At 42.2% G+C, this 19,146-nt stretch carries 17 protein-coding genes; all 17 read left to right on the top strand.

All coding sequences use genetic code 11. The annotated features are described in order from the left end of the window. The first annotated feature begins 6 nt into the window (after window positions 1-6). The 17 genes from mshL to rng all read left to right on the top strand — a co-directional run bounded on the left by mshL (window position 7) and on the right by rng (window position 19,134). On the top strand, window positions 7-1,656 hold the full coding sequence (gene mshL / locus G6R09_RS15260) for a pilus (MSHA type) biogenesis protein MshL (protein WP_163923343.1): 1,650 nt from the start codon (window positions 7-9) through the stop codon (window positions 1,654-1,656). Window positions 1,657-1,659: 3 nt separating this feature from the next. Further along, a complete protein-coding gene (locus tag G6R09_RS15255; RefSeq protein WP_163923340.1) occupies window positions 1,660-2,508 on the top strand; it encodes an ExeA family protein in 849 nt (282 codons plus the stop codon). Further along, window positions 2,505-3,623 (top strand): tetratricopeptide repeat protein, encoded by a 1,119-nt coding sequence (locus G6R09_RS15250; RefSeq protein ID WP_163923337.1) that lies wholly within the window; start codon window positions 2,505-2,507, stop codon window positions 3,621-3,623. Before G6R09_RS15255 ends, G6R09_RS15250 begins: the two co-directional genes overlap by 4 nt. A 3-nt stretch (window positions 3,624-3,626) precedes the next feature. Beyond that, a complete protein-coding gene (locus G6R09_RS15245; RefSeq protein ID WP_163923334.1) occupies window positions 3,627-5,342 on the top strand; it encodes a GspE/PulE family protein in 1,716 nt (571 codons plus the stop codon). A 7-nt stretch (window positions 5,343-5,349) separates the two neighbouring features. Next, window positions 5,350-6,570, top strand: a complete 1,221-nt coding sequence (locus G6R09_RS15240; RefSeq protein WP_163923331.1) for a type II secretion system F family protein — start codon at window positions 5,350-5,352, stop codon at window positions 6,568-6,570. A 274-nt stretch (window positions 6,571-6,844) separates the two neighbouring features. Further along, on the top strand, window positions 6,845-7,450 hold the full coding sequence (locus G6R09_RS15235; RefSeq protein ID WP_240345771.1) for a type II secretion system protein: 606 nt from the start codon (window positions 6,845-6,847) through the stop codon (window positions 7,448-7,450). 2 nt (window positions 7,451-7,452) lie between these two features. Further along, window positions 7,453-7,926 carry a type II secretion system protein gene (locus G6R09_RS15230; RefSeq protein WP_163923328.1) on the top strand — a complete coding sequence of 158 codons (474 nt, stop codon included), beginning with the start codon at window positions 7,453-7,455 and terminating at the stop codon, window positions 7,924-7,926. A gap of 87 nt (window positions 7,927-8,013) precedes the next feature. Beyond that, complete coding sequence (locus tag G6R09_RS15225; protein ID WP_163923325.1) at window positions 8,014-8,466, top strand: type II secretion system protein; 453 nt, start codon at window positions 8,014-8,016, stop codon at window positions 8,464-8,466. Beyond that, on the top strand, window positions 8,463-9,062 hold the full coding sequence (locus tag G6R09_RS15220; RefSeq protein WP_163923322.1) for a prepilin-type N-terminal cleavage/methylation domain-containing protein: 600 nt from the start codon (window positions 8,463-8,465) through the stop codon (window positions 9,060-9,062). The genes G6R09_RS15225 and G6R09_RS15220 overlap by 4 nt, the downstream gene beginning before the upstream one ends. Further along, the gene (locus G6R09_RS15215) at window positions 9,062-9,823 is read left to right on the top strand and encodes a PilW family protein (protein ID WP_163923318.1); all 762 of its coding nucleotides are present in this window, start codon (window positions 9,062-9,064) and stop codon (window positions 9,821-9,823) included. The genes G6R09_RS15220 and G6R09_RS15215 overlap by 1 nt, the downstream gene beginning before the upstream one ends. Then, entirely contained in the window at window positions 9,813-10,256 is a 444-nt protein-coding gene (locus G6R09_RS15210; protein ID WP_163923316.1) for an MSHA biogenesis protein MshP, read from the top strand. The genes G6R09_RS15215 and G6R09_RS15210 overlap by 11 nt, the downstream gene beginning before the upstream one ends. Beyond that, window positions 10,253-14,320, top strand: coding sequence for a DUF6701 domain-containing protein (locus G6R09_RS15205; protein WP_163923312.1), 4,068 nt, complete (start codon window positions 10,253-10,255; stop codon window positions 14,318-14,320). Before G6R09_RS15210 ends, G6R09_RS15205 begins: the two co-directional genes overlap by 4 nt. 120 nt (window positions 14,321-14,440) lie before the next feature. Beyond that, entirely contained in the window at window positions 14,441-15,484 is a 1,044-nt protein-coding gene (mreB, locus tag G6R09_RS15200) for a rod shape-determining protein MreB (RefSeq protein ID WP_036793121.1), read from the top strand. Window positions 15,485-15,524: 40 nt separating this feature from the next. Then, entirely contained in the window at window positions 15,525-16,484 is a 960-nt protein-coding gene (gene mreC, locus G6R09_RS15195) for a rod shape-determining protein MreC (protein ID WP_082955662.1), read from the top strand. Beyond that, window positions 16,471-16,959, top strand: coding sequence for a rod shape-determining protein MreD (mreD, locus tag G6R09_RS15190; protein ID WP_060998335.1), 489 nt, complete (start codon window positions 16,471-16,473; stop codon window positions 16,957-16,959). Before mreC ends, mreD begins: the two co-directional genes overlap by 14 nt. A gap of 120 nt (window positions 16,960-17,079) precedes the next feature. After that, window positions 17,080-17,652: a nucleoside triphosphate pyrophosphatase gene (locus tag G6R09_RS15185; protein ID WP_065167059.1), complete on the top strand. Its 573-nt coding sequence runs from the start codon at window positions 17,080-17,082 to the stop codon at window positions 17,650-17,652. 12 nt (window positions 17,653-17,664) lie between these two features. Next, window positions 17,665-19,134 (top strand): ribonuclease G, encoded by a 1,470-nt coding sequence (gene rng / locus G6R09_RS15180; protein ID WP_065167058.1) that lies wholly within the window; start codon window positions 17,665-17,667, stop codon window positions 19,132-19,134. Window positions 19,135-19,146 lie beyond the last annotated feature (12 nt).

Genomic DNA, 19,146 nt, shown 5'->3' with positions numbered 1-19,146 from the left:
AAAACAATGCAACGTATCATACTTGGTGCAGTTATCGCTTCCTTAGTCGGGTGTTCAACTCAAATGGGACATCAGTCGCCAGTTGCGATTAAACAAGCACTTAATCAAGCAGCTAATGATGCGGTTAGTCAACCTGCGTTTGAGTTGCCCGCAGCGGTTAATAGTGATCTGATGCCAGCATTAGATAGCCATGACTTGCAATCACAGCAAGCGCTTGAAAAACGCTTTCGTGTTAATGCACGTAACGTTGATGCCAATGCATTTTTTTCAAGTTTGGTCCAAGGCACGCCGTTTAATATTGTGATTCATCCAGGTGTAAGCGGTCTGATCAGTCTGCAATTAACCGATGTCACTCTTGATGAGGTATTGGATGTTGTCGATGATGTTTATGGTTATAGCATTGCACGTAAAGGTAATATTATTCAGGTGTTTCCTGCAACATTACGGACCGAGATTATTACTGTCGATTATTTGCAGTTGCAACGTCAAGGGGTGTCGTTAACCTCGATTACTACCGGTTCTATCGCTAATAGTAGCACTGAAAACTCAAACTCAAACTCAGATGATAGTGGTGATACTGCGATAGAAGGCGTGAGTACCACTACCGGTGGCACCACCATTAAGACCAGTTCTGAGAGTGATTTTTGGCAACAATTAGAAAAAGTCGTTCGTGGCATGATTGGACATGGTGATGGCCGCAATGTGATGGTATCACCGCAAGCTGGCTTAATTTCGGTGCGTGCATTTCCAAATGAATTACGTGAAGTAAAACAATTTCTGGGAATTTCACAGCAGCGGCTAGTACGTCAGGTGGTATTAGAAGCCAAGATCATGGAAGTGACGCTCAATGATAGCTATCAGCAGGGGATTAATTGGCAAAATATCACTCGTAGTATTGGTGGCACCGATATTGTGGTGGGAACAACGCCGATTGTGGATGCCAGTGCCATTGCTGCATTGCCTGGTGGTAACGCGATTTCAAATCTATTAGGCGGTCAAACAAATATCACCATTAGTGACGGTAATTTCACCTCGGTACTGAGTTTTCTTGAAACTCAAGGTGATCTTAATGTGTTATCAAGCCCACGGGTGACGGCGGCTAATAATCAAAAAGCGGTGATCAAAGTCGGTGGTGATGAATATTTTGTCACCAATGTTTCAAGCAGTAATGTTTCTGGTGATAACAGTACTGCTGCGCCAGATATTGAATTAACCCCCTTTTTCTCTGGTATTTCACTGGATGTGACTCCGCAAATTGATGATCAAGGTGGAGTGCTATTGCATGTGCATCCTGCAGTGGTTGATATTAAAAATGAAATCAAAGCGGTTGATTTAGGGGAAAAGTTTGGTGTTTATCAATTGCCATTAGCCAAAAGTACCATTCGAGAATCTGACTCTATCATTCACGCTCGCAGTGGTGATGTGGTGGTCATTGGTGGTTTGATGAAAACCGCGATGACAGTTCAAGTCGCAAAAGTCCCTTTACTGGGTGATATCCCTGTAGTGGGTAACCTATTTCGAAATATTAATAAAGTGAAGCAAAAAACCGAATTGGTGATTTTATTAAAGCCAACCGTGATCAGTGATCAAACCTGGCAACAACAGATCGAGCGTTCGCGAACATTGGTTAATGAATGGTTTCCGGAACCTAAATAACTGATGTATTTATCGCATTTTGAATTTAAACAAGCACCGTTTTCATTAACTCCTAATACCGCTTTATTTCATGCTTTGCCAACCCATTTAACCGCTATCGAGACTGTGCTAGCTGGGTTGGCGATGGGCGAAGGAATTATGCAGTTATCTGGTGAGGTGGGAACCGGAAAAACTCTCGTTTGTCGTATGTTGATCAATCGCTTACCTCCTCAGTATGATCTGGTTTATTTACCGACACCAGCTCAGTGTGGACTCAGTTTGCAGGTGGCATTAGCCGATGAATTAGGGATTAATATCGACACCAAACAGCATCGACTAACGGTTGATATTCATGACCAATTATTGCATCGCAAAGCCAAAGGTCGCGCGGTGGTAGTGGTGATCGATGAAGCACAAGCATTGACTGATGATGCGCTCGAAATGATCCGTTTATTGGGTAATCTTGAAACGGAATCAGAAAAATTACTTCATATCGTGTTAATTGGACAGCCTGAACTCGATCAACGCTTAGCAGCGCATCAGTTACGTCAATTGCAACAACGGATCACTTTTCGAGCGACGTTATTAGCCTTAAATGAGGCTGAAGTTGTGGCTTATATTGCACATCGATTATCGGTTGCGGGTTGCCATTCTCCGTTATTTTCCATCGCTCAATCGCGAGCGATTTGGTTTGCCAGTGGCGGTATTCCAAGGTTGATTAACCAATTGGCACATAAAGCCCTATTAGCGGCTTATAGCCACCAACGGCAATCTATTTGTCGACAAGATATTAATATTGCGATTGCTGATACTGTGGCTGCTCGACAATCAAGTCGGCTGTGGTGGCAATGGCTGAGATGGAAATATTTATGAGTGAGCTAAATCGTCGCCTGAGTGCTTTAGCACAACAACAGTCCCATGCTGCAGATATAGCATTAGAGCCAGCAACGATAAAACCAATACCGACTCATCGTCATCGCACTATTGTGGCGATCATTATCGGATTGTTAGTGATCGCGATAATTATCGTGCTTAGTAAAAGTTGGTATCAATCTACGCCAGTGACGACTAAAAAAATAGCGGTTATATCACAGCCGGAGGTCGCACCAATACCAGCAACAAGGTCGGTACAACCAGCCGTTGTGGCGGCAGCAATTACATCTGTGACACCCAATGTCGCCGTAGTGGATGTGAAATCATCTTTAGCTGAGTTGCCCGTGGCTGAGCCGGCGGTTGAAACAGTAGAGATTGAACAAGAGCTTGCCAGTTCATATGAGCAAGGTTACGACAGTGGTTATCAACATGCATTAGCAGAGCAACAGCAAAATATCGCTGTTGCGTCGCCGCCAGCGGTGAAGCCAGAGCCAAAACCATTACCGAGTCGATTATCAATTCAAACGGTAGCGTTAACAGCATCACAATTGGCAGATGTTGAATACCGTAAAGCACAAAAAGCGTTGCGTCAGGCAAATAGCCGCCAAGGGATCATCCATCTTGAAGCGGTATTAAAGTATCGTCCGCAATGGGTGACGGCAAGGCAAAAACTGGCAGCATTATATTATGGCCGTGGGAATGATCGCCAAGCGGTGACGATATTACAGCAAGGATTACAGCTGCAACCTAACAATACCGAGTTACGGTTAACATTGGCTAAATTACTGGTTAATGAACAACAACAGCAAGCTGCACTTGTGGTCTTACAGCAACCAAAGAATGTTGATTCAGTGGCTTTTTTAGCAATGCGAGCAGGATTGGCACAGCAATTAAATCATACCGAGGTCGCCCTTGCGAGTTATCAACAATTGTTACGTCATGATCCAACGGACGGTCGTTGGTGGTTGGGATTAGCCATCGCTCAAGAGCGCAATCAGCAACCAGCGTTAGCATTGGCTGCTTATCGTAACGGATTAACCCATGGTGGGCTGTCGTCAGCGTCACAACAATTTATTCAGCAACGCATAATGGCGCTACAGACCAAAAGGAGCTAACAGATGCAAATTCGATTACGTAAGCGTTTAGGTGATCTGTTGGTGGATGAGCACATTATTGCGCAGCAGCAACTGGATCAAGCTCTGAATCAACAACAAATCACTGGGCGTAAGCTCGGTGATACCTTAATTGGAATGGGATTTCTGAGTGAACAACAACTGCTGCAATTTTTAGCCCAGCAATTAGATATTCCGTTGGTCGATCTGACTCGAATAGTGGTGGCTAGCGAGGTGGTGAACTTGCTGTCAGAGGTTCATGCACGGCGGTTACGTGCTTTAGTGATCAGTCGCCGCGGTGAGGTTGTACGGGTTGCGATGAGTGATCCCGCCGATCTGGCGATGCAAGAAGCGCTGCTTAACCAATTACATAACTATCAAGTAGAATTTGTGATCGCACCAGAACGGCAGTTGATCACCGCTTTTGATCGTTACTATCGTCGCACCAAAGAAATTGCTTCGTTTGCTGAACAACTTAACGCAGAGCATCAAACCCAACAGCATTACGGGTTTGGATTTGATGAACAAGATAATGATGAAATGACAGTGGTAAAGCTGATCAATTCATTGTTTGAAGATGCGTTGCAAGTCGGTGCCTCAGATATTCATATTGAACCTGATGAAAATTTGCTGCGTATACGGCAGCGTATTGATGGTGTTTTACATGAAACCTTATTGAATGAAAGCAGTGTTGCATCGGCCTTGGTTCTACGGCTTAAACTTATGAGTGGGCTTGATATTTCAGAAAAACGTTTACCTCAAGATGGGCGTTTTAATGTCAAGGTGCGCGATCATTCAGTTGATATTCGATTATCGACGATGCCTGTCCAATATGGTGAATCGGTGGTGATGCGACTCTTGGATCAATCGGCCGGAATTCTCGATCTCGATCATGTTGGTATGCCAGCCGATCTTTTAGTACGTATTCGACGTCAATTAAAGCGCCCTCATGGCATGATTTTAGTTACCGGACCTACAGGCTCGGGTAAAACCACTACCTTATATGGCGCGCTTAACGAACTGAATATAGCGGGTAAAAAATTAATTACTGCAGAAGATCCGGTGGAATACCGCTTACCGCGAGTGAATCAGGTGCAGGTAAATAATAAAATCGGGCTGACGTTTTCATCGATTTTACGGACTTTTTTACGGCAAGATCCTGATGTGATTTTAGTCGGTGAAATGCGTGATCAAGAAACGGTTGAAATTGGATTGCGGGCGGCATTGACTGGCCATTTAGTACTCTCAACATTACATACCAATAATGCGATAGATAGCGCCTTACGTATGATCGATATGCAGGCACCTGGCTATTTGGTTGCTAGTGCAGTTAGAGCGGTATTAGCACAGCGATTAGTGCGCCGAGTATGCCAAGACTGTGCGCAAACCGCAGCCTTAGAAACTGAGCAAAAGATCTGGTTACAAGCACGTCAACTCGACAATGAACAGCATGTATTTAAGCTTGGGCAAGGTTGTCAAAGTTGTAACTTTACTGGCTATAAAGGTCGAATTGGAGTGTTTGAATTATTAGAAATAGATCAACTGATGATGGATGCCTTGCGCAATAATAATGCGGTACTGTTTAGCCAAATAGCCCGTGAAAGTGATGGTTACAAGCCACTGGTTGAGTCGGCATTAGCACTGGCATTAGCGGGAGTAACCAGCTTAGATGAAGTGATGTTGTTAGCTGAAGGTGATTTTGATGATTATCGAATTGGGTAGTCTGTAGATGAAACGATTTAGTTATCGTGGTCGTAATGCGCAAGGTAAGATTTTTCGAGGTCAACTCGATGCTGTTACCCAATCGGTGGCGGCGGATCAGTTGCTACGCCAAGGCATTATTCCGCTAGAGATCAAACCGGCGCCCAATCATCACTCTTCGTTTGCCATCAGTGATTTATGGCAGCGCCAACTACCGCTTGAAATGTTGGTGATCTTTTGTCGGCAGTTATACAGTTTAACTAAGGCTGGTGTACCGCTGTTACGGGCTTTTAAAGGCTTAGAACAAAGTGCCAGTCATCCATTGTTACGCTCAACTTTGGCCGAGGTTGCAACAGAATTAACCAATGGTCATTCGTTATCGACCGCTATGAAGCAACATCCACGGGTGTTTTCTGATTTGTTTGTATCGATGATCCATGTTGGTGAAAATACAGGTCGTTTAGATCAGACCCTATTGCAGCTAGCGAATTATTATCAGCAAGAAATGGATACTCGGCGTCAAATAAAATCAGCCATGCGCTATCCAATGTTTGTGATGGTGGCGATTGGATTGGCGCTGGTGGTGTTAAATACGCAAGTCATTCCGCAGTTTGCTGGAATGTTTGCGCGTTTTGGGGTCGATTTACCGTGGCCAACCAAAGTGTTGATTGCCACCTCCAATGTATTTGTTAATTATTGGCCGCTAATGATTATTTTTGGGGGCGTAACATGGGGAGGTCTTCGTTTGTGGCGCAATACAGTTACAGGTCAACAGCGGTGGGATCTGTGGCGACTACGAATACCGATTGTTGGTAGTATTGTTAATCGCGCCTTGATGGCACGTTTTTCACGTACCTTTGCATTAATGGTACGAGCGGGATTACCACTCAATCAAGCCTTAAAAATGGCCGCTGAAGCATTAGATAATCGTTTTTTAGAGCAGCGGTTATTGGACATGAAATTGGGGATTGAAAGTGGTTCAAGTATTGCCACCACTGCGGCAAAGACTGAAATTTTTACACCGTTAGTGTTACAGATGATCGCCGTCGGTGAAGAAACGGGTCAAATTGATGATTTGTTATTAGAAGCGGCTGATTTTTACGAGCGCGAAGTTGATTATGATCTCACCACGCTCACTGCGCGTATTGAGCCACTATTATTATTAGTGGTATCGGCAATGGTGTTATTACTGGCGCTGGGTATTTTCTTACCGATGTGGGGAATGCTGGACGTCGCTAATAGTGGCTGATATTTATAAAATGTAGTGCGCTAATGTTATTTTTTGTAATTGATTAAAATATTAATTTACTACTAATAATTATATTAACTATTTAATTGATGGTTAATGTTAAATATAACACCCCTGTCATTCTAAAATGGAATACCAATAACATTAATAGGTATTTTTTCCTGTTGATTTTCTATTTAAATTAAATAGTTACAAAAAATTGCTGGCAATATTTTGACAAGGTGAGAAAATATTCGAATAGATTTTTGACAGTTTATGTTATTAGGAATAACTATTGTCAACCCAACATAAAAGCTGGTCATTTATTGAATTAATTATTGTGATGGCCATGATTAGTTTATTAATCGCCTTCGCGTTACCACGACTAATTAATATTATTCAGCAAGCTAAACAAGCCGCTATTGTAACTATTAGTGGTAATTTTTCGACGGCGGTTCTTTCTGCGCGAATGCAGTGGGAAACAGATGGTCGTCCTCAAATGGCTAAGGATAATAATATTGTAAATTATGATGGTAGCGTTTTTAAATTAACGCCAATGACAGCCAAGCAGTCAGCATTGATTGGTTATCCGTTTGCATTGTTAACCAGTAACACTGTTAACGTCAATCACATAACAGCTCAAGATTGTGTTGATTTAATCAGCCATTTATTACAGCCCGCACCGTTAGCAACAGCGATTAGTGCTGATGCGGCAATGGGGAAATATACTTTTTTCGCCACCGTTGAACGCCAATATGGCGATCAACGGTGTCGTTATTATCAGTTAGCAACCGCTAGCAATTATCGCTTCGATGCAATCAATGTTATTGCCGGGCATTCATTTACTTACATACCGACTCAAGGTCGAGTTGAAGTAAATTTACATCAAACAAAGGACTAGTTATGAAACGTCAAAACGGTTTTACATTAATTGAATTGGTAGTGGTGATTGTGATTCTGGGCATTTTAGCCGTTACTGCCGCACCAAAGTTTTTGAACTTACAAGACGATGCGCGTGCGTCATCACTGCAAGGCCTAAAAGGTGCAATTGATGGTGCAGCAGGGATCACTTATGGTAAGGCTGCGATTCAGGGCAAAGAAGCTTCTGAGGATACAGAAGTTGATGGTATTGCTGTTGTTTATGGTTACCCTGCAGCTACATCTGCAGCATTAAATGCCGCTGTGACCGGTCTTGAGCAAGATTGGAAAGTAGTTGGTATACCAACTGATAGTGAAATTAAATACACTTATAACAGTAATGATAGCGTGACTGAATGTTTGGTAACTTACACTCAAGCAAAGAGTGTATCTCAAGCTGCGACAACGGTTGTTGTTCCTGGAGATGGTTGTACGCCTTCAACAGCAGCAACTAACTAATATTTAGCGCTCTGCGGAGCGCTATTTAATGATGTTATTTTTATTTGAAATAGCATCATTAAATACTATTTAGCAAAGGCTAACGCTGTGGCGCGACAACAAGGGTTCACCTTAATTGAACTGGTGATGGTGATCATTGTATTAGCCATTATTTCCGTTACGGCTGCCAGTCGTTATGCGTCTCAATCAAGTTTTAGCGCTGAGCTAATTCGCGATCAAGCGATCTCAATCGCTCGTCAAATTCAAATTAGTGCCATGCAACAGCAACAGTTAGCCTGTGCCTCTTTGACCATCACTGAATCGTTATTTGGTTGCGCTACTCAGCAAACTGCTGCCAATTATCTTATAACCACCAACGATCTGGTCACGATCACCCCCCACTATTTTATTGCTTTTAATTTACTTGGGCAGCCCCTCAATGCCCAAGGTGAGCGCCAGTGTATGACCGGGTGCGAGATCAGCTTTACTGCCACTAATAATAACCAGGTGCAAATGTGCATTAATCAGCAAGGTTATATTCATAGCGGAGTTTGTTTATGAACCGCCGAAGTTATCCAACGCAAGCAGGATTTACGCTGATTGAAATGATCATTAGCTTGGTTATTTTTGCGATGGCAATGGTGGTGTTAAGCCGATTTTTATTTCCACAAATTACGCTATCAGCTGAGCCGCATTATCAAGCTCGTGCCGCGGCGTTAGCCAATGCGATGATGAATGAAATTTTGGCGCGTAAATTTGATGCTAACAGTGATGATAATGGTGAGCAAATTCGCTGTGATGACACTCAAGATTTGCAAGGTGTTGAAATTGATAATCCTTGTGCAATAACTCTCGTTGCCAATACCGAGCAGCAGCAACTTACTACGGTTGATGATTATATTGGCTGTTGGCAGGGCAAGAGTGCGAGTTGTCAAGATGGCAATGGTCGCCCTTTAAGTAATGCGCTGGGAAATTCAATTGCTGCTGACTACAGCCATTTTACGGTAACTGTGGCTATTTTTTACGATAACAATCTCACCAATAATCCTAACTCGACTATAGCTGTAACCCCACATAACTATAAGCGGATTAATATGGTGGTTGATAGTGGCCGCTATGGTCGTTACTCGTTCAGTGCATACCGAGGTAACTATTAATGCAGTTACGGCGCGCGCAAGGATTTACCTTGATCGAATTGATCATGGTGATGGTAGTGATGGCGATTATTACTATTGGTATTGGTCGTTTTGTTAGTTTGGGAACTGAGGGCTATTTACAAACTCGCGATCGCGAACAACTACAATCTCAAGCGCGATTTGCGGTTGAACGGGTCGCGCGTGAGCTACGAAATGCAGTGCCCAATAGCCTTGAAATTATTAATAATGGTCAATGTTTATCGTTTAAGCCGATTCAGTTCAGTGGCGATTATAGTAATCAAAGCTTAACGGATATTACGGCGATCATCGGCTATGTGACGCAGGCTACCGTACCTGTTTTTCAACCTCAGATGCAGTTAGTGATCAACCCTCATAAACCTCAAGATTTTTATGTTGCTAGTGATCAAGTTGCGACAGTCACAGCCATAAATAAAGGAGCAGCCGCTAATCAATGGCAGTTTGAGCTTGATGGCCAGCATAGCTTTGATAGTGGTTCATTGGCACAGCGTTTTTACACCTATACCCACAGTGTTAAGTTTTGCATTGAGGATAATAGCCTGACCCGTACCACAATCGATAATGCGGGCACGCAATCACAACCGGTATTAGTTGCTCAATATCTCGATAGCCGTTTGTCGATGTTTAGCATTGATAATGCCGCCCTTGCACGTAGTGCATTAGTCGCGTGGCAATTTACTTTTACTCGTAATGGTGAATCAAGCCGTTATAACCATACCGTACAGGTGATGAATGCGCCGTAATTGTTCTCCATTAGCAATCAAACAAACTGGCAGCGCTTTAGTGGTGGTTATTTTTATTATTACCGTGATGGCGATGATGGCCGCTGCGATGATCAAAATTAATGCCTCACAAGCTGTAACCACCACCCAAGAAATACTGGGCACTCGAGCGTGGTTTGCCGCTCACAGCGGGATTGAAATTAGTCTCAATAAATTATTTCCGATTGGTGATCCTAAGCAAATGTTAACTTGTGCTGTGATTTCTAAGCAGATCCCGCTGGTGGATTTTGATGGCTGTGTGGTTAGCGTGAAATGTGATGAGTTTGCAGCTAACGACAATGCTGAGGTTGGTGCAGAACGAAGAATTCAACTGCGTAGTACAGGACGTTGTGGTAGTGGTCAATATCAAGTGGCTCGCCAGCAACAAGTGTGGGTTAAGGGATTGGCGCAATGAAATTTGTAACTATTATAGGTAGCTATCTGTTTTTATTGTTAGTGAGTTTTAGTGCTATTGCTGAGCCTGTATTTGATTTTGGTCAGTATCAGGTAACTAAAGAAAGTGGTTGTATTGAAAACGATTGTGAAATCGTTTTAGAAAAAAACTTTACCAGTAAACCGTTGGTTTATTTAATGCCAACGATTACTAACAATGGTTTAGATGCGCCATCAACACTAAAAGTAACTGCAATATATAAAAAACAAACGGGTAAATATGCCTTTAAAGTGCGGCAGGTGTATCCGCTGATTAGCGATAAAATAGAGCTGGAAGATGGTGATGAATTTGAACCCAATAAAGATGTTGAGTTAAATGAAGAGCTTGAACTATATAAAATACCAATGATGAAAATCGCTTATTTCGCAATGGAAGAAGGCGAAATAGCATTAGGTAATGCAGGTCGTATTTTAGCTGCTAAAAAAGAGATCCGTCATAACCTTGATGGCAGTATTAAAAGTCTTTATAAAAATCAAACACTAAAAAAAGGCAGTGCCGATCAGTTAGTGAAAAATGGCAAACTTATTTCGATCCCGGTGCCTGATAAATTTAATAATCCAGGAGCGATTGTTGAGGTTCAACCGTCTTCTTCTGTTCATGATGATAACAGTCATATTGAAAAAAATTGGTTTACACCATTAATGCTACGTAATAACGATAGTAACAATAATAATTTTGGCGATTTTTATTTAGGGGTTGATAGTTCAGAAACTGGTGCAGTATTAAATAAAACATTAACTGTTGGTTATCTGTTGGTTGAGGGCAGTGGTTTTCATCGCGGATTACAATTTGCTTTAGGTACGGCGGCGACACCAAATACATTAAAAGATGATTATAGTGGCAATGCGCTAGTTACTCAGCCTGTATTAGAACAATGTAAGGGATTTACTACGCTAAATAATACCAATTTCGATTTTTCTGATCAGAGTCAGAATCCAATTTTATTTATGGCGTCTAAAAATTCGCGTTTTGGCTCCAATGGCGGTTGGGTGCGTTTGTGTCAGGTAGAAACGGATGCGGTAGCTCAGCGGTTGAAAGTCAGTTTTGTTAATGATGAAGATCTTAATGAAAATAACTATCCTGAGCGTAAACATGCTAATGAAGAAGTGGGCTTTATGGCCTTTCAGCGCCGTGTTGCTGAAGAAGTGTGTGACGTTTTTCCGGGGCCAGCACAAACTTGGCAAGATTCAGCTGGTATTTTTATTGGCTCTCATAAAGTAAATATTAAAGGGGCTGCGTTTGTTGATGGTCATCATCGATTAGGTTTTAGCGCTGTAACCAGTAATGATAACCCTAATGATTATTGTGACGGTAAGCAATGTTTTCCCGCCGATGGGTACTCTAAGCTTTATGCACAAAAAAAACTATTACCGACATGGCCATCAATGGATGATGGTGATTTTTCGGTAGAGAAAATAAAACCTGATCAAAAAGAATACTGGTTTAAAAAGTTTTATTTATATAACAATATGACCGTTAAATTTCCAGTTGGCACTACATTACATCTTCAAGATCTTGATTTGAATGCAAGTGTTATATTAGCCGCTAATTCAATGATTGCAGATGATTTAAAAATTTTTATTCATGGAGAAAAGGGGCCAATAAATCGACCTTCTATTACTTTAACTAAGGGGAGTCGGTTATATGCTTTAATTTATTCTGAGCGCCATATATCAATGTCGAATGGCGTTGAGGAGCACGAAGTAACAATTATTACAGGTGCAGTGACTGCGCCCGCGATTTTAATGACGGGCAATAGAAATAAATTACGGACTGAAATTATTGGTCAAAGTACGTGCTTTGAAGCCCAACCTGAATATCAATTAGCAATGACTCCTAGCGTTGCAACCTCAACTTTGTGTGAACCTCAGAAAATAGAGTTTTTAGTCTCAAAAGTTGGCGCTAGTAACTCTGATTTTAAAGGTGATATCTCATTTAGTATTAGCTCTGCGACGGGCGGTAAATGGGCGCGTAATGTCGAGCTTAATAATCCCCAAACATTTGGTGTTGGTTCTTCAGATTTTGTACTGACAAATAGTGACTCAAGAAGTGCTATTTGGTTACAACCCAATGGCGCTGAAACGGTGACTGTTACGGCATCGATTGCTGATATGGCGGGTGATAAGCCGGTAGGGATATATAGTTTCATTCCGGGTGGATTTAGCGTTACACCGAACACCAATAATATTATTGCTGGTCAGCCATTTTCGGTAACGGTTAAAGCGGTGGCTTGTGCTAATCAACCCAATCTTAATGATGCTGTTATTACTCAATATAGTGGTGTTAAACAACTTGAGTTTGATACTCGTTATCTAGCGCCATCTCAAGGTCAATATCATGTTGGTGCGGTGAGGGATGACAATGAGTTATCGTCAGTGAAAGTTAACTTTATTGATGGTGTTTCAGAGTCGATATCAATGCGCTATCGTGACGCTGGTAGTGTCAATTTAGTCGTTAAAGATAAAACCTGTAGCAGTGACTATTGTGAGCTGATAACGACCAAAGCCAATCAACTTAAAGTTACCGATCTTCCGCAAGGATTAGTGGGCGAAGCGAGTGTGCACTCGCGTCCGTGGACTTTTGCGATTTGCCCTCAAGCAGGCGACAGCTTTATTGGCACGGCAAGCAGTGGCAATGGTTTAGTTGCTGCTGGTGATGCTTTTGTTATGCGGGCTAAGCCGCTGCAATGGCAGCCAGGCGATAAGGTAAATAAGGCTATTGATGTTAGTAATGATAAATATTGTCAGCGACCGATTACGCCTAACTTCTTTGCTCAAACAGCGCCAGTTGCAACAGTAACGGCCTCTATTGTGAGTATTGATACACCTCCAAAAGGTCACCAAGGTAAGTTAACTGGAAAAGTGGCTCAATCAAATACAGAGTTACATGATAACTCTGCCATAATTTTTAATGATTTGCGTTGGAGTGAGGTTGGTAGTGTCAAGTTAGCAATGACAGCTGATAGTTATCTTGGTATGACGATAAATCCTAGCCAGCGCGCGATTGGGCGTTTTTATCCAAAGCAGTTTGTGATTAAAAACAGTGCCATCATCAATGCCCATACGGAATCAACACCATTTACTTATATGGATCAGTCTTTTGAGGTTGATTTTACCGTAGAAGCGCAAAATGCGGCTGGTGATCCGACACGTAATTACGGCGCATTTGGTTCGACATTGAAAGAAAATTTGCAATTGACTGCGGTCGATCTTAATCAAAATAGACAATTAAATGATATCAGTATGCGGCTCGATCAATCTAATTTAAGCACTGGATGGCAGCATCAATGGCAGCAAGCGCAGCTTACTATCAAGGATGGCGAACTGGCATTTACACGACGACTACAACCAAATAATAAATTAGCCACAACGACAACCACCGCTGATGGTCCATTTAAGACTGGCTTAGGTTTGTCTGTGATACCGCGAATTGACTGCTCAGCGTTAGGTTGTACAGATTTTGCCAACAAGACCCAGCCATTACAGCGCTATAATCAGCCCCTAATGTTAACTGCGCCTCTAAATGGTGAAGTGGATAGTCGTTATGGACGCATGGTGCTCGATGATGTCAATGGTGTGTTTGATCAACCGCTGACGATGCCATTAAAGGTTGAATATTGGAATGGTGATCAGTTTATAATTAATGCCGATGACAGTCGCTCCTACTTTGATAGTCAGTATTCATGTAAGCAAATTATTTACCCTTTAATACCACCAACAAGTTTTGCTGAATTAAAGCCATTGAATGATAATGTTCTTAAAGGTAAAAACAATGCCTTACAAGCATTACCAAATTTAATTAATAATGAATATCTAAAGCAGCAATGGCGATTTTGGATGCGTATTGCCGATAAAGCACCTGCTGATATTGGTTGTTCTGAAAACAATAAACAATATCAACCATGGCTGACATTTAATTGGCGTGGGGTTGGTGATGAGGACCCATCAGGGCTGGTCACCTTTGGCAGTTATCGAGGTAATGATCGTATCATTTATCGCTCGGAAACGGCCGTAATCAACCCATAGCACAAATAAATTGCGTGTCTAGACGCGGTTTCGCGATCCATATCTTGTTTCACTTGGTTGCACTTGATACATTGAGCGCAATTTACGATTTTTTAACGCTTGCAGGAATAGCTGAAGACTATGTTTAAGAAGCTTCGTGGCATGTTTTCCAATGACTTGTCTATTGACTTGGGCACAGCCAACACCCTTATTTATGTCAAAGGACAAGGAATTGTTCTTGATGAACCCTCTGTTGTGGCTATTCGTCAAGATCGCGCGGGGGCAACTAAAAGTGTTGCTGCAGTAGGCCATGATGCCAAATTAATGCTTGGCCGTACGCCAGGTAACATTGCCGCCATTCGTCCAATGAAAGATGGCGTTATTGCCGATTTTTACGTAACTGAAAAAATGCTCCAGCACTTTATTAAACAAGTGCATGACAATAGCTTTTTACGCCCAAGCCCACGTGTATTAGTGGCAGTACCTTGTGGTTCGACTCAAGTTGAGCGCCGTGCTATTCGTGAATCAGCACAAGGTGCTGGTGCGCGTGAAGTGTATTTGATTGATGAGCCAATGGCGGCTGCAATCGGTGCTGGAATGCCAGTATCAGAAGCGACAGGCTCAATGGTGATCGATATCGGTGGTGGTACAACTGAAGTTGCGGTTATTTCATTAAATGGTGTGGTGTACTCATCATCAGTACGTATCGGTGGTGATCGCTTTGATGAAGCGATTATTAACTATGTACGCCGTAATTACGGTAGTTTGATTGGTGAAGCAACCGCTGAACGTATTAAGCACGAAATTGGCTCGGCATATCCGGGTGATGAAGTGCGTGAAATTGAAGTTCGCGGTCGTAACCTTGCAGAAGGTGTTCCACGCAGCTTTACGCTAAACTCAAATGAGATTTTAGAAGCATTACAAGAGCCGTTAACTGGGATCGTGTCTGCAGTAATGGTTGCACTTGAGCAGTGTCCACCTGAACTCGCCTCTGATATTTCAGAACGCGGTATGGTGTTAACTGGTGGTGGCGCATTGTTGCGTGATCTTGATCGTTTGCTGACTGAAGAAACGGGTATTCCTGTTGTTGTGGCTGAAGATCCACTAACGTGTGTGGCACGTGGCGGCGGTAAAGCGCTTGAAATGATTGATATGCATGGTGGCGATCTCTTCAGCGAAGAATAATACTATCATAGGTGTTCAACTAAACAGGTTATAGCGTTATATGAAACCTATATTTGGCAGAGGTCCATCTCTGCAATTACGCCTGTTTCTTGCGATATTATTATCGGCTAGCTTAATGCTAGCCGATAGTCGTCTTGGTGCTTTTGCCAATATTCGTTATTTATTGAATTCGGCGGTTGCGCCACTGCAATATGCTGCTAATTTACCGCGTGAAATGTTAGATGTCCTGCGGGGGCAATTCAGTTCTCACCAACGATTATTGACAGAGAATAAAGCATTAAAACGTGATTTATTAGTCATGAAAAGTAATGTGTTATTACTTGATCAATTACAGCAAGAAAATCAGCGTTTAAGAAGTTTACTCGGTTCTCCATTTGTTCGCGACGAGCGTAAAATGGTAGCAGAAGTAATGGCGGTTGATTCTGATCCTTATCGTTATCAAGTGATGATTAATAAAGGCCGTATTGATGGCGTTTATGAAGGTCAGCCAGTCATTAATGATAAAGGTATTGTCGGACAGGTTTCTTATGTCGGAGCACATAATAGTCGCGTATTATTATTAATCGATCCTACTAATGCTATTCCAGTGCAGGTTGTTCGTAATGATATTCGTGTTATTGCGACAGGTGGCGGACGTGATCAGCAAATATTGTTAGAACATGTACCAAGCAGCACCGATATAAAGAAAGGCGATTTACTGGTCAGTTCAGGCTTAGGTGGTCGTTATCCGGAAGGTTATCCAGTAGCACGAGTAACCTCGTTCTCATTTGATAATAAACGTCCATTTGCAAAAATTACTGCCAAAGCAACGGTGCAATTTGATCGTTTGCGGTATCTATTATTAGTGTGGCCAACAGATCGCGTTAAAACCAATGCTCAGCCAACGGTTAACAAGACTGTTCCAGCAGCGGCTATTGAAGCTGTCGTGCCAGCAGCAGTAACTACAGCGGCTCCTGTGGTGCCGCCAGTACCAGAAAAGGTAAATCATGCCAACCAATAAAGCACATGGTCGAATCTGGATTTGGTTATCATTTTTATTTGCGTTAGTGCTGCAAGCCGTACCGTGGCCAGGAGAGCTTGAACCTTTTCGACCATCATGGGTCGTATTAGTGACTTGTTATTGGGTGTTAGCATTGCCGCATCGAGTCAATGTTGGTACTGCGCTGGTTGTGGGCTTATTGTGGGATTTAACCTTAGGCTCAACATTGGGTGTGCGTGGCTTAATGTTGTCAGTGATTGCGTATATTATTGCGCTCAATTTTAGAGTATTACGTAATTTATCACTCTGGCAACAAGCTATCGTGATAGCATTATTATCAGTGGCTGCTAAATTAATTGAATTTTGGGCTGAATATTTAGTTTCAAATATTAGTTTTTATCCGCAACAGCTGTGGGCTGCATTATTAAACTTTATATTATGGCCATGGCTATTTTTGTTATTACGCCGCATTCGACGTAAATTAGCGATTCGCTAGTGACGATGAATATTATAGGGGGAAGCCAGTCGGTGTTCCCCCTTGTTCTTTTAGCGCAATTATTGCCACATCATTTTATAAACTATTTTTAAATTACCTATTATTTAACACAGGATAATTATGGCAGCTATTCAACTTTACCTGGCCTCTGGTTCGCCGCGTCGAATGGAGCTTTTGACGCAACTTGGTTATCACTTTGAGCGCATAGTGGTTGATGTTGAAGAGTGTCATCAAGCTCAAGAAACTGCTGCACAATATGTGCAACGCTTATCACGCGATAAAGCATTTGCGGGCGTAAAAGCAGCAGTTAACGACATTCCAGTCCTTGGTGCTGATACTATTGTTGTAGTAGATCAACAAATTCTAGAAAAACCTGTCGATTTTGACGATTCAGCGCGTATGCTGAAGTTATTATCAGGACGGCAGCACCAAGTGATGACCGCCGTCACTTTAGCAACATCATCACACAGTCAAACCTGTTTAGTGACCACTCAAGTGTGGTTTAAAACTTTGTCCGATAACGATATTAAAAAATACTGGCAAAGTGGTGAACCGCAAGATAAAGCCGGAAGTTATGGTATTCAAGGCATTGGTGGCAAATTTATTACCCGTATTGACGGCAGTTTTTATGCTGTGATGGGGTTACCCTTAGTGGAAACCGACATCATGGTGCAAGATTTTTTAAAGTTATAAATAGAGGCAACCATGGGCACTGAGCTGCTAATAAATGTGACGCCGAGTGAAACGCGTGTCGCAATGATAGAGGGGGGTGTTTTGCAAGAGATTCACATTGAACGTGAATCAAAGCGAGGCATCGTCGGCAATATTTACAAAGGACGTGTAAGCCGCGTGTTACCCGGAATGCAGGCTGCATTTGTGGATATTGGCTTAGATAAAGCCGCATTTTTACATGCGTCAGATATCGTTCCACACACTGAATGTGTGGCTGAAAACGAAAAAAAACAATTTAAAGTTCGTGATATTTCAGAGCTCGTTCGTCAGGGACAAGACATTGTGGTGCAAGTGGTTAAAGATCCTCTTGGCACTAAAGGCGCACGTTTAACTACCGACATTACATTGCCATCACGCTATTTAGTGTTTATGCCAGGTGCAAGTCATGTTGGTGTTTCCCAGCGAATTGCTTGTGAAAAAGAACGCGATCGTTTGAAAAAAGCGGTGGCGCAGCATTGTGATCATCTTGGTGGTTTTATTATTCGTACTGCTGCTGAAGGCGCCGATCCTGATGAAGTTGCTCAAGATGCAGCATTTTTAAAGCATTTATGGCGTAAGGTCATCGAGCGTCGTGCAAAATACAAACCGCGCTCAATGCTTTATGGTGAGCTAGGATTGGCACAGCGTATTTTACGTGATTTTGTCGGTACTGAAATTAACCACATTCAGGTCGATTCACGAGTTGCGTTTGATAAGCTTAAAGAGTTTACTGATGAATTCGTGCCTGAAGTTACCGAAAATATTGAATATTATTCTGGTGATCAGCCTATTTTTGATCTTTATGATACTGAAGCTGAAATTCAACGCTCGCTTGATCGTAAAGTAGAGATGAAATCTGGTGGCTATTTAATTATTGATCAAACCGAAGCCATGACCACCATTGATATTAATACTGGTGCCTTTGTTGGCCGTCGTAATCTCGATGAAACTATTTTTAATACTAATATTGAAGCCACTAAAGCTATTGCTCGTCAATTACGCTTACGTAACCTTGGCGGTATTATTATTATCGACTTTATTGATATGGCATTGGAAGAGCATCAACGGCGAGTATTACAGGCATTAGAGCAAGCCTTATCGTTTGATCGCGTAAAAACCAATATCAATGGTTTTACTCAGCTAGGTTTGGTTGAAATGACCCGTAAACGTACGCGTGAAAGTATTGAGCATGTGTTGTGTAATACTTGTCCGTCTTGCGAAGGTCGCGGTACGGTTAAAACGGTTGAAAGCGTGTGTTATGAACTTTTACGAGAAATTACTCGCGTAAACCGTGCTTATGATGCCGATCGATTTGTGGTTTATGTATCCTCAGCCGTCGGTGATGCATTAGCGGGTGATGAATATCATGCGCTAGCAGAGTTAGAAGTGTTTATCGGTAAGCAAGTAAAAATCAAACCAGAGCCTCTTTATACTCAAGAGCAGTTTGATGTTGTGATGATGTAATGTACTCAATGA

The organism is Photobacterium sp. Alg240-V54, from assembly GCF_900537155.1.
In the GTDB taxonomy this organism is placed as follows: domain Bacteria; phylum Pseudomonadota; class Gammaproteobacteria; order Enterobacterales; family Vibrionaceae; genus Photobacterium.
The sequence above is the reverse complement of the archived record's forward strand: the minus strand, read 5'-3'. Positions and strand labels throughout refer to the sequence as shown.

Coding starts and splice junctions, on each gene's coding strand:
- mreC (WP_082955662.1), top strand. CDS start 15,525: ATGAAACCTATATTTGGCAGAGGTCCATCTCTGCAATTACGCCTGTTT.
- G6R09_RS15185 (WP_065167059.1), top strand. CDS start 17,080: ATGGCAGCTATTCAACTTTACCTGGCCTCTGGTTCGCCGCGTCGAATG.
- G6R09_RS15215 (WP_163923318.1), top strand. CDS start 9,062: ATGCAGTTACGGCGCGCGCAAGGATTTACCTTGATCGAATTGATCATG.
- G6R09_RS15245 (WP_163923334.1), top strand. CDS start 3,627: ATGCAAATTCGATTACGTAAGCGTTTAGGTGATCTGTTGGTGGATGAG.
- G6R09_RS15205 (WP_163923312.1), top strand. CDS start 10,253: ATGAAATTTGTAACTATTATAGGTAGCTATCTGTTTTTATTGTTAGTG.
- G6R09_RS15250 (WP_163923337.1), top strand. CDS start 2,505: ATGAGTGAGCTAAATCGTCGCCTGAGTGCTTTAGCACAACAACAGTCC.
- mreD (WP_060998335.1), top strand. CDS start 16,471: ATGCCAACCAATAAAGCACATGGTCGAATCTGGATTTGGTTATCATTT.
- G6R09_RS15255 (WP_163923340.1), top strand. CDS start 1,660: ATGTATTTATCGCATTTTGAATTTAAACAAGCACCGTTTTCATTAACT.
- G6R09_RS15230 (WP_163923328.1), top strand. CDS start 7,453: ATGAAACGTCAAAACGGTTTTACATTAATTGAATTGGTAGTGGTGATT.
- mreB (WP_036793121.1), top strand. CDS start 14,441: ATGTTTAAGAAGCTTCGTGGCATGTTTTCCAATGACTTGTCTATTGAC.
- G6R09_RS15210 (WP_163923316.1), top strand. CDS start 9,813: ATGCGCCGTAATTGTTCTCCATTAGCAATCAAACAAACTGGCAGCGCT.
- mshL (WP_163923343.1), top strand. CDS start 7: ATGCAACGTATCATACTTGGTGCAGTTATCGCTTCCTTAGTCGGGTGT.
- G6R09_RS15220 (WP_163923322.1), top strand. CDS start 8,463: ATGAACCGCCGAAGTTATCCAACGCAAGCAGGATTTACGCTGATTGAA.
- G6R09_RS15240 (WP_163923331.1), top strand. CDS start 5,350: ATGAAACGATTTAGTTATCGTGGTCGTAATGCGCAAGGTAAGATTTTT.
- rng (WP_065167058.1), top strand. CDS start 17,665: ATGGGCACTGAGCTGCTAATAAATGTGACGCCGAGTGAAACGCGTGTC.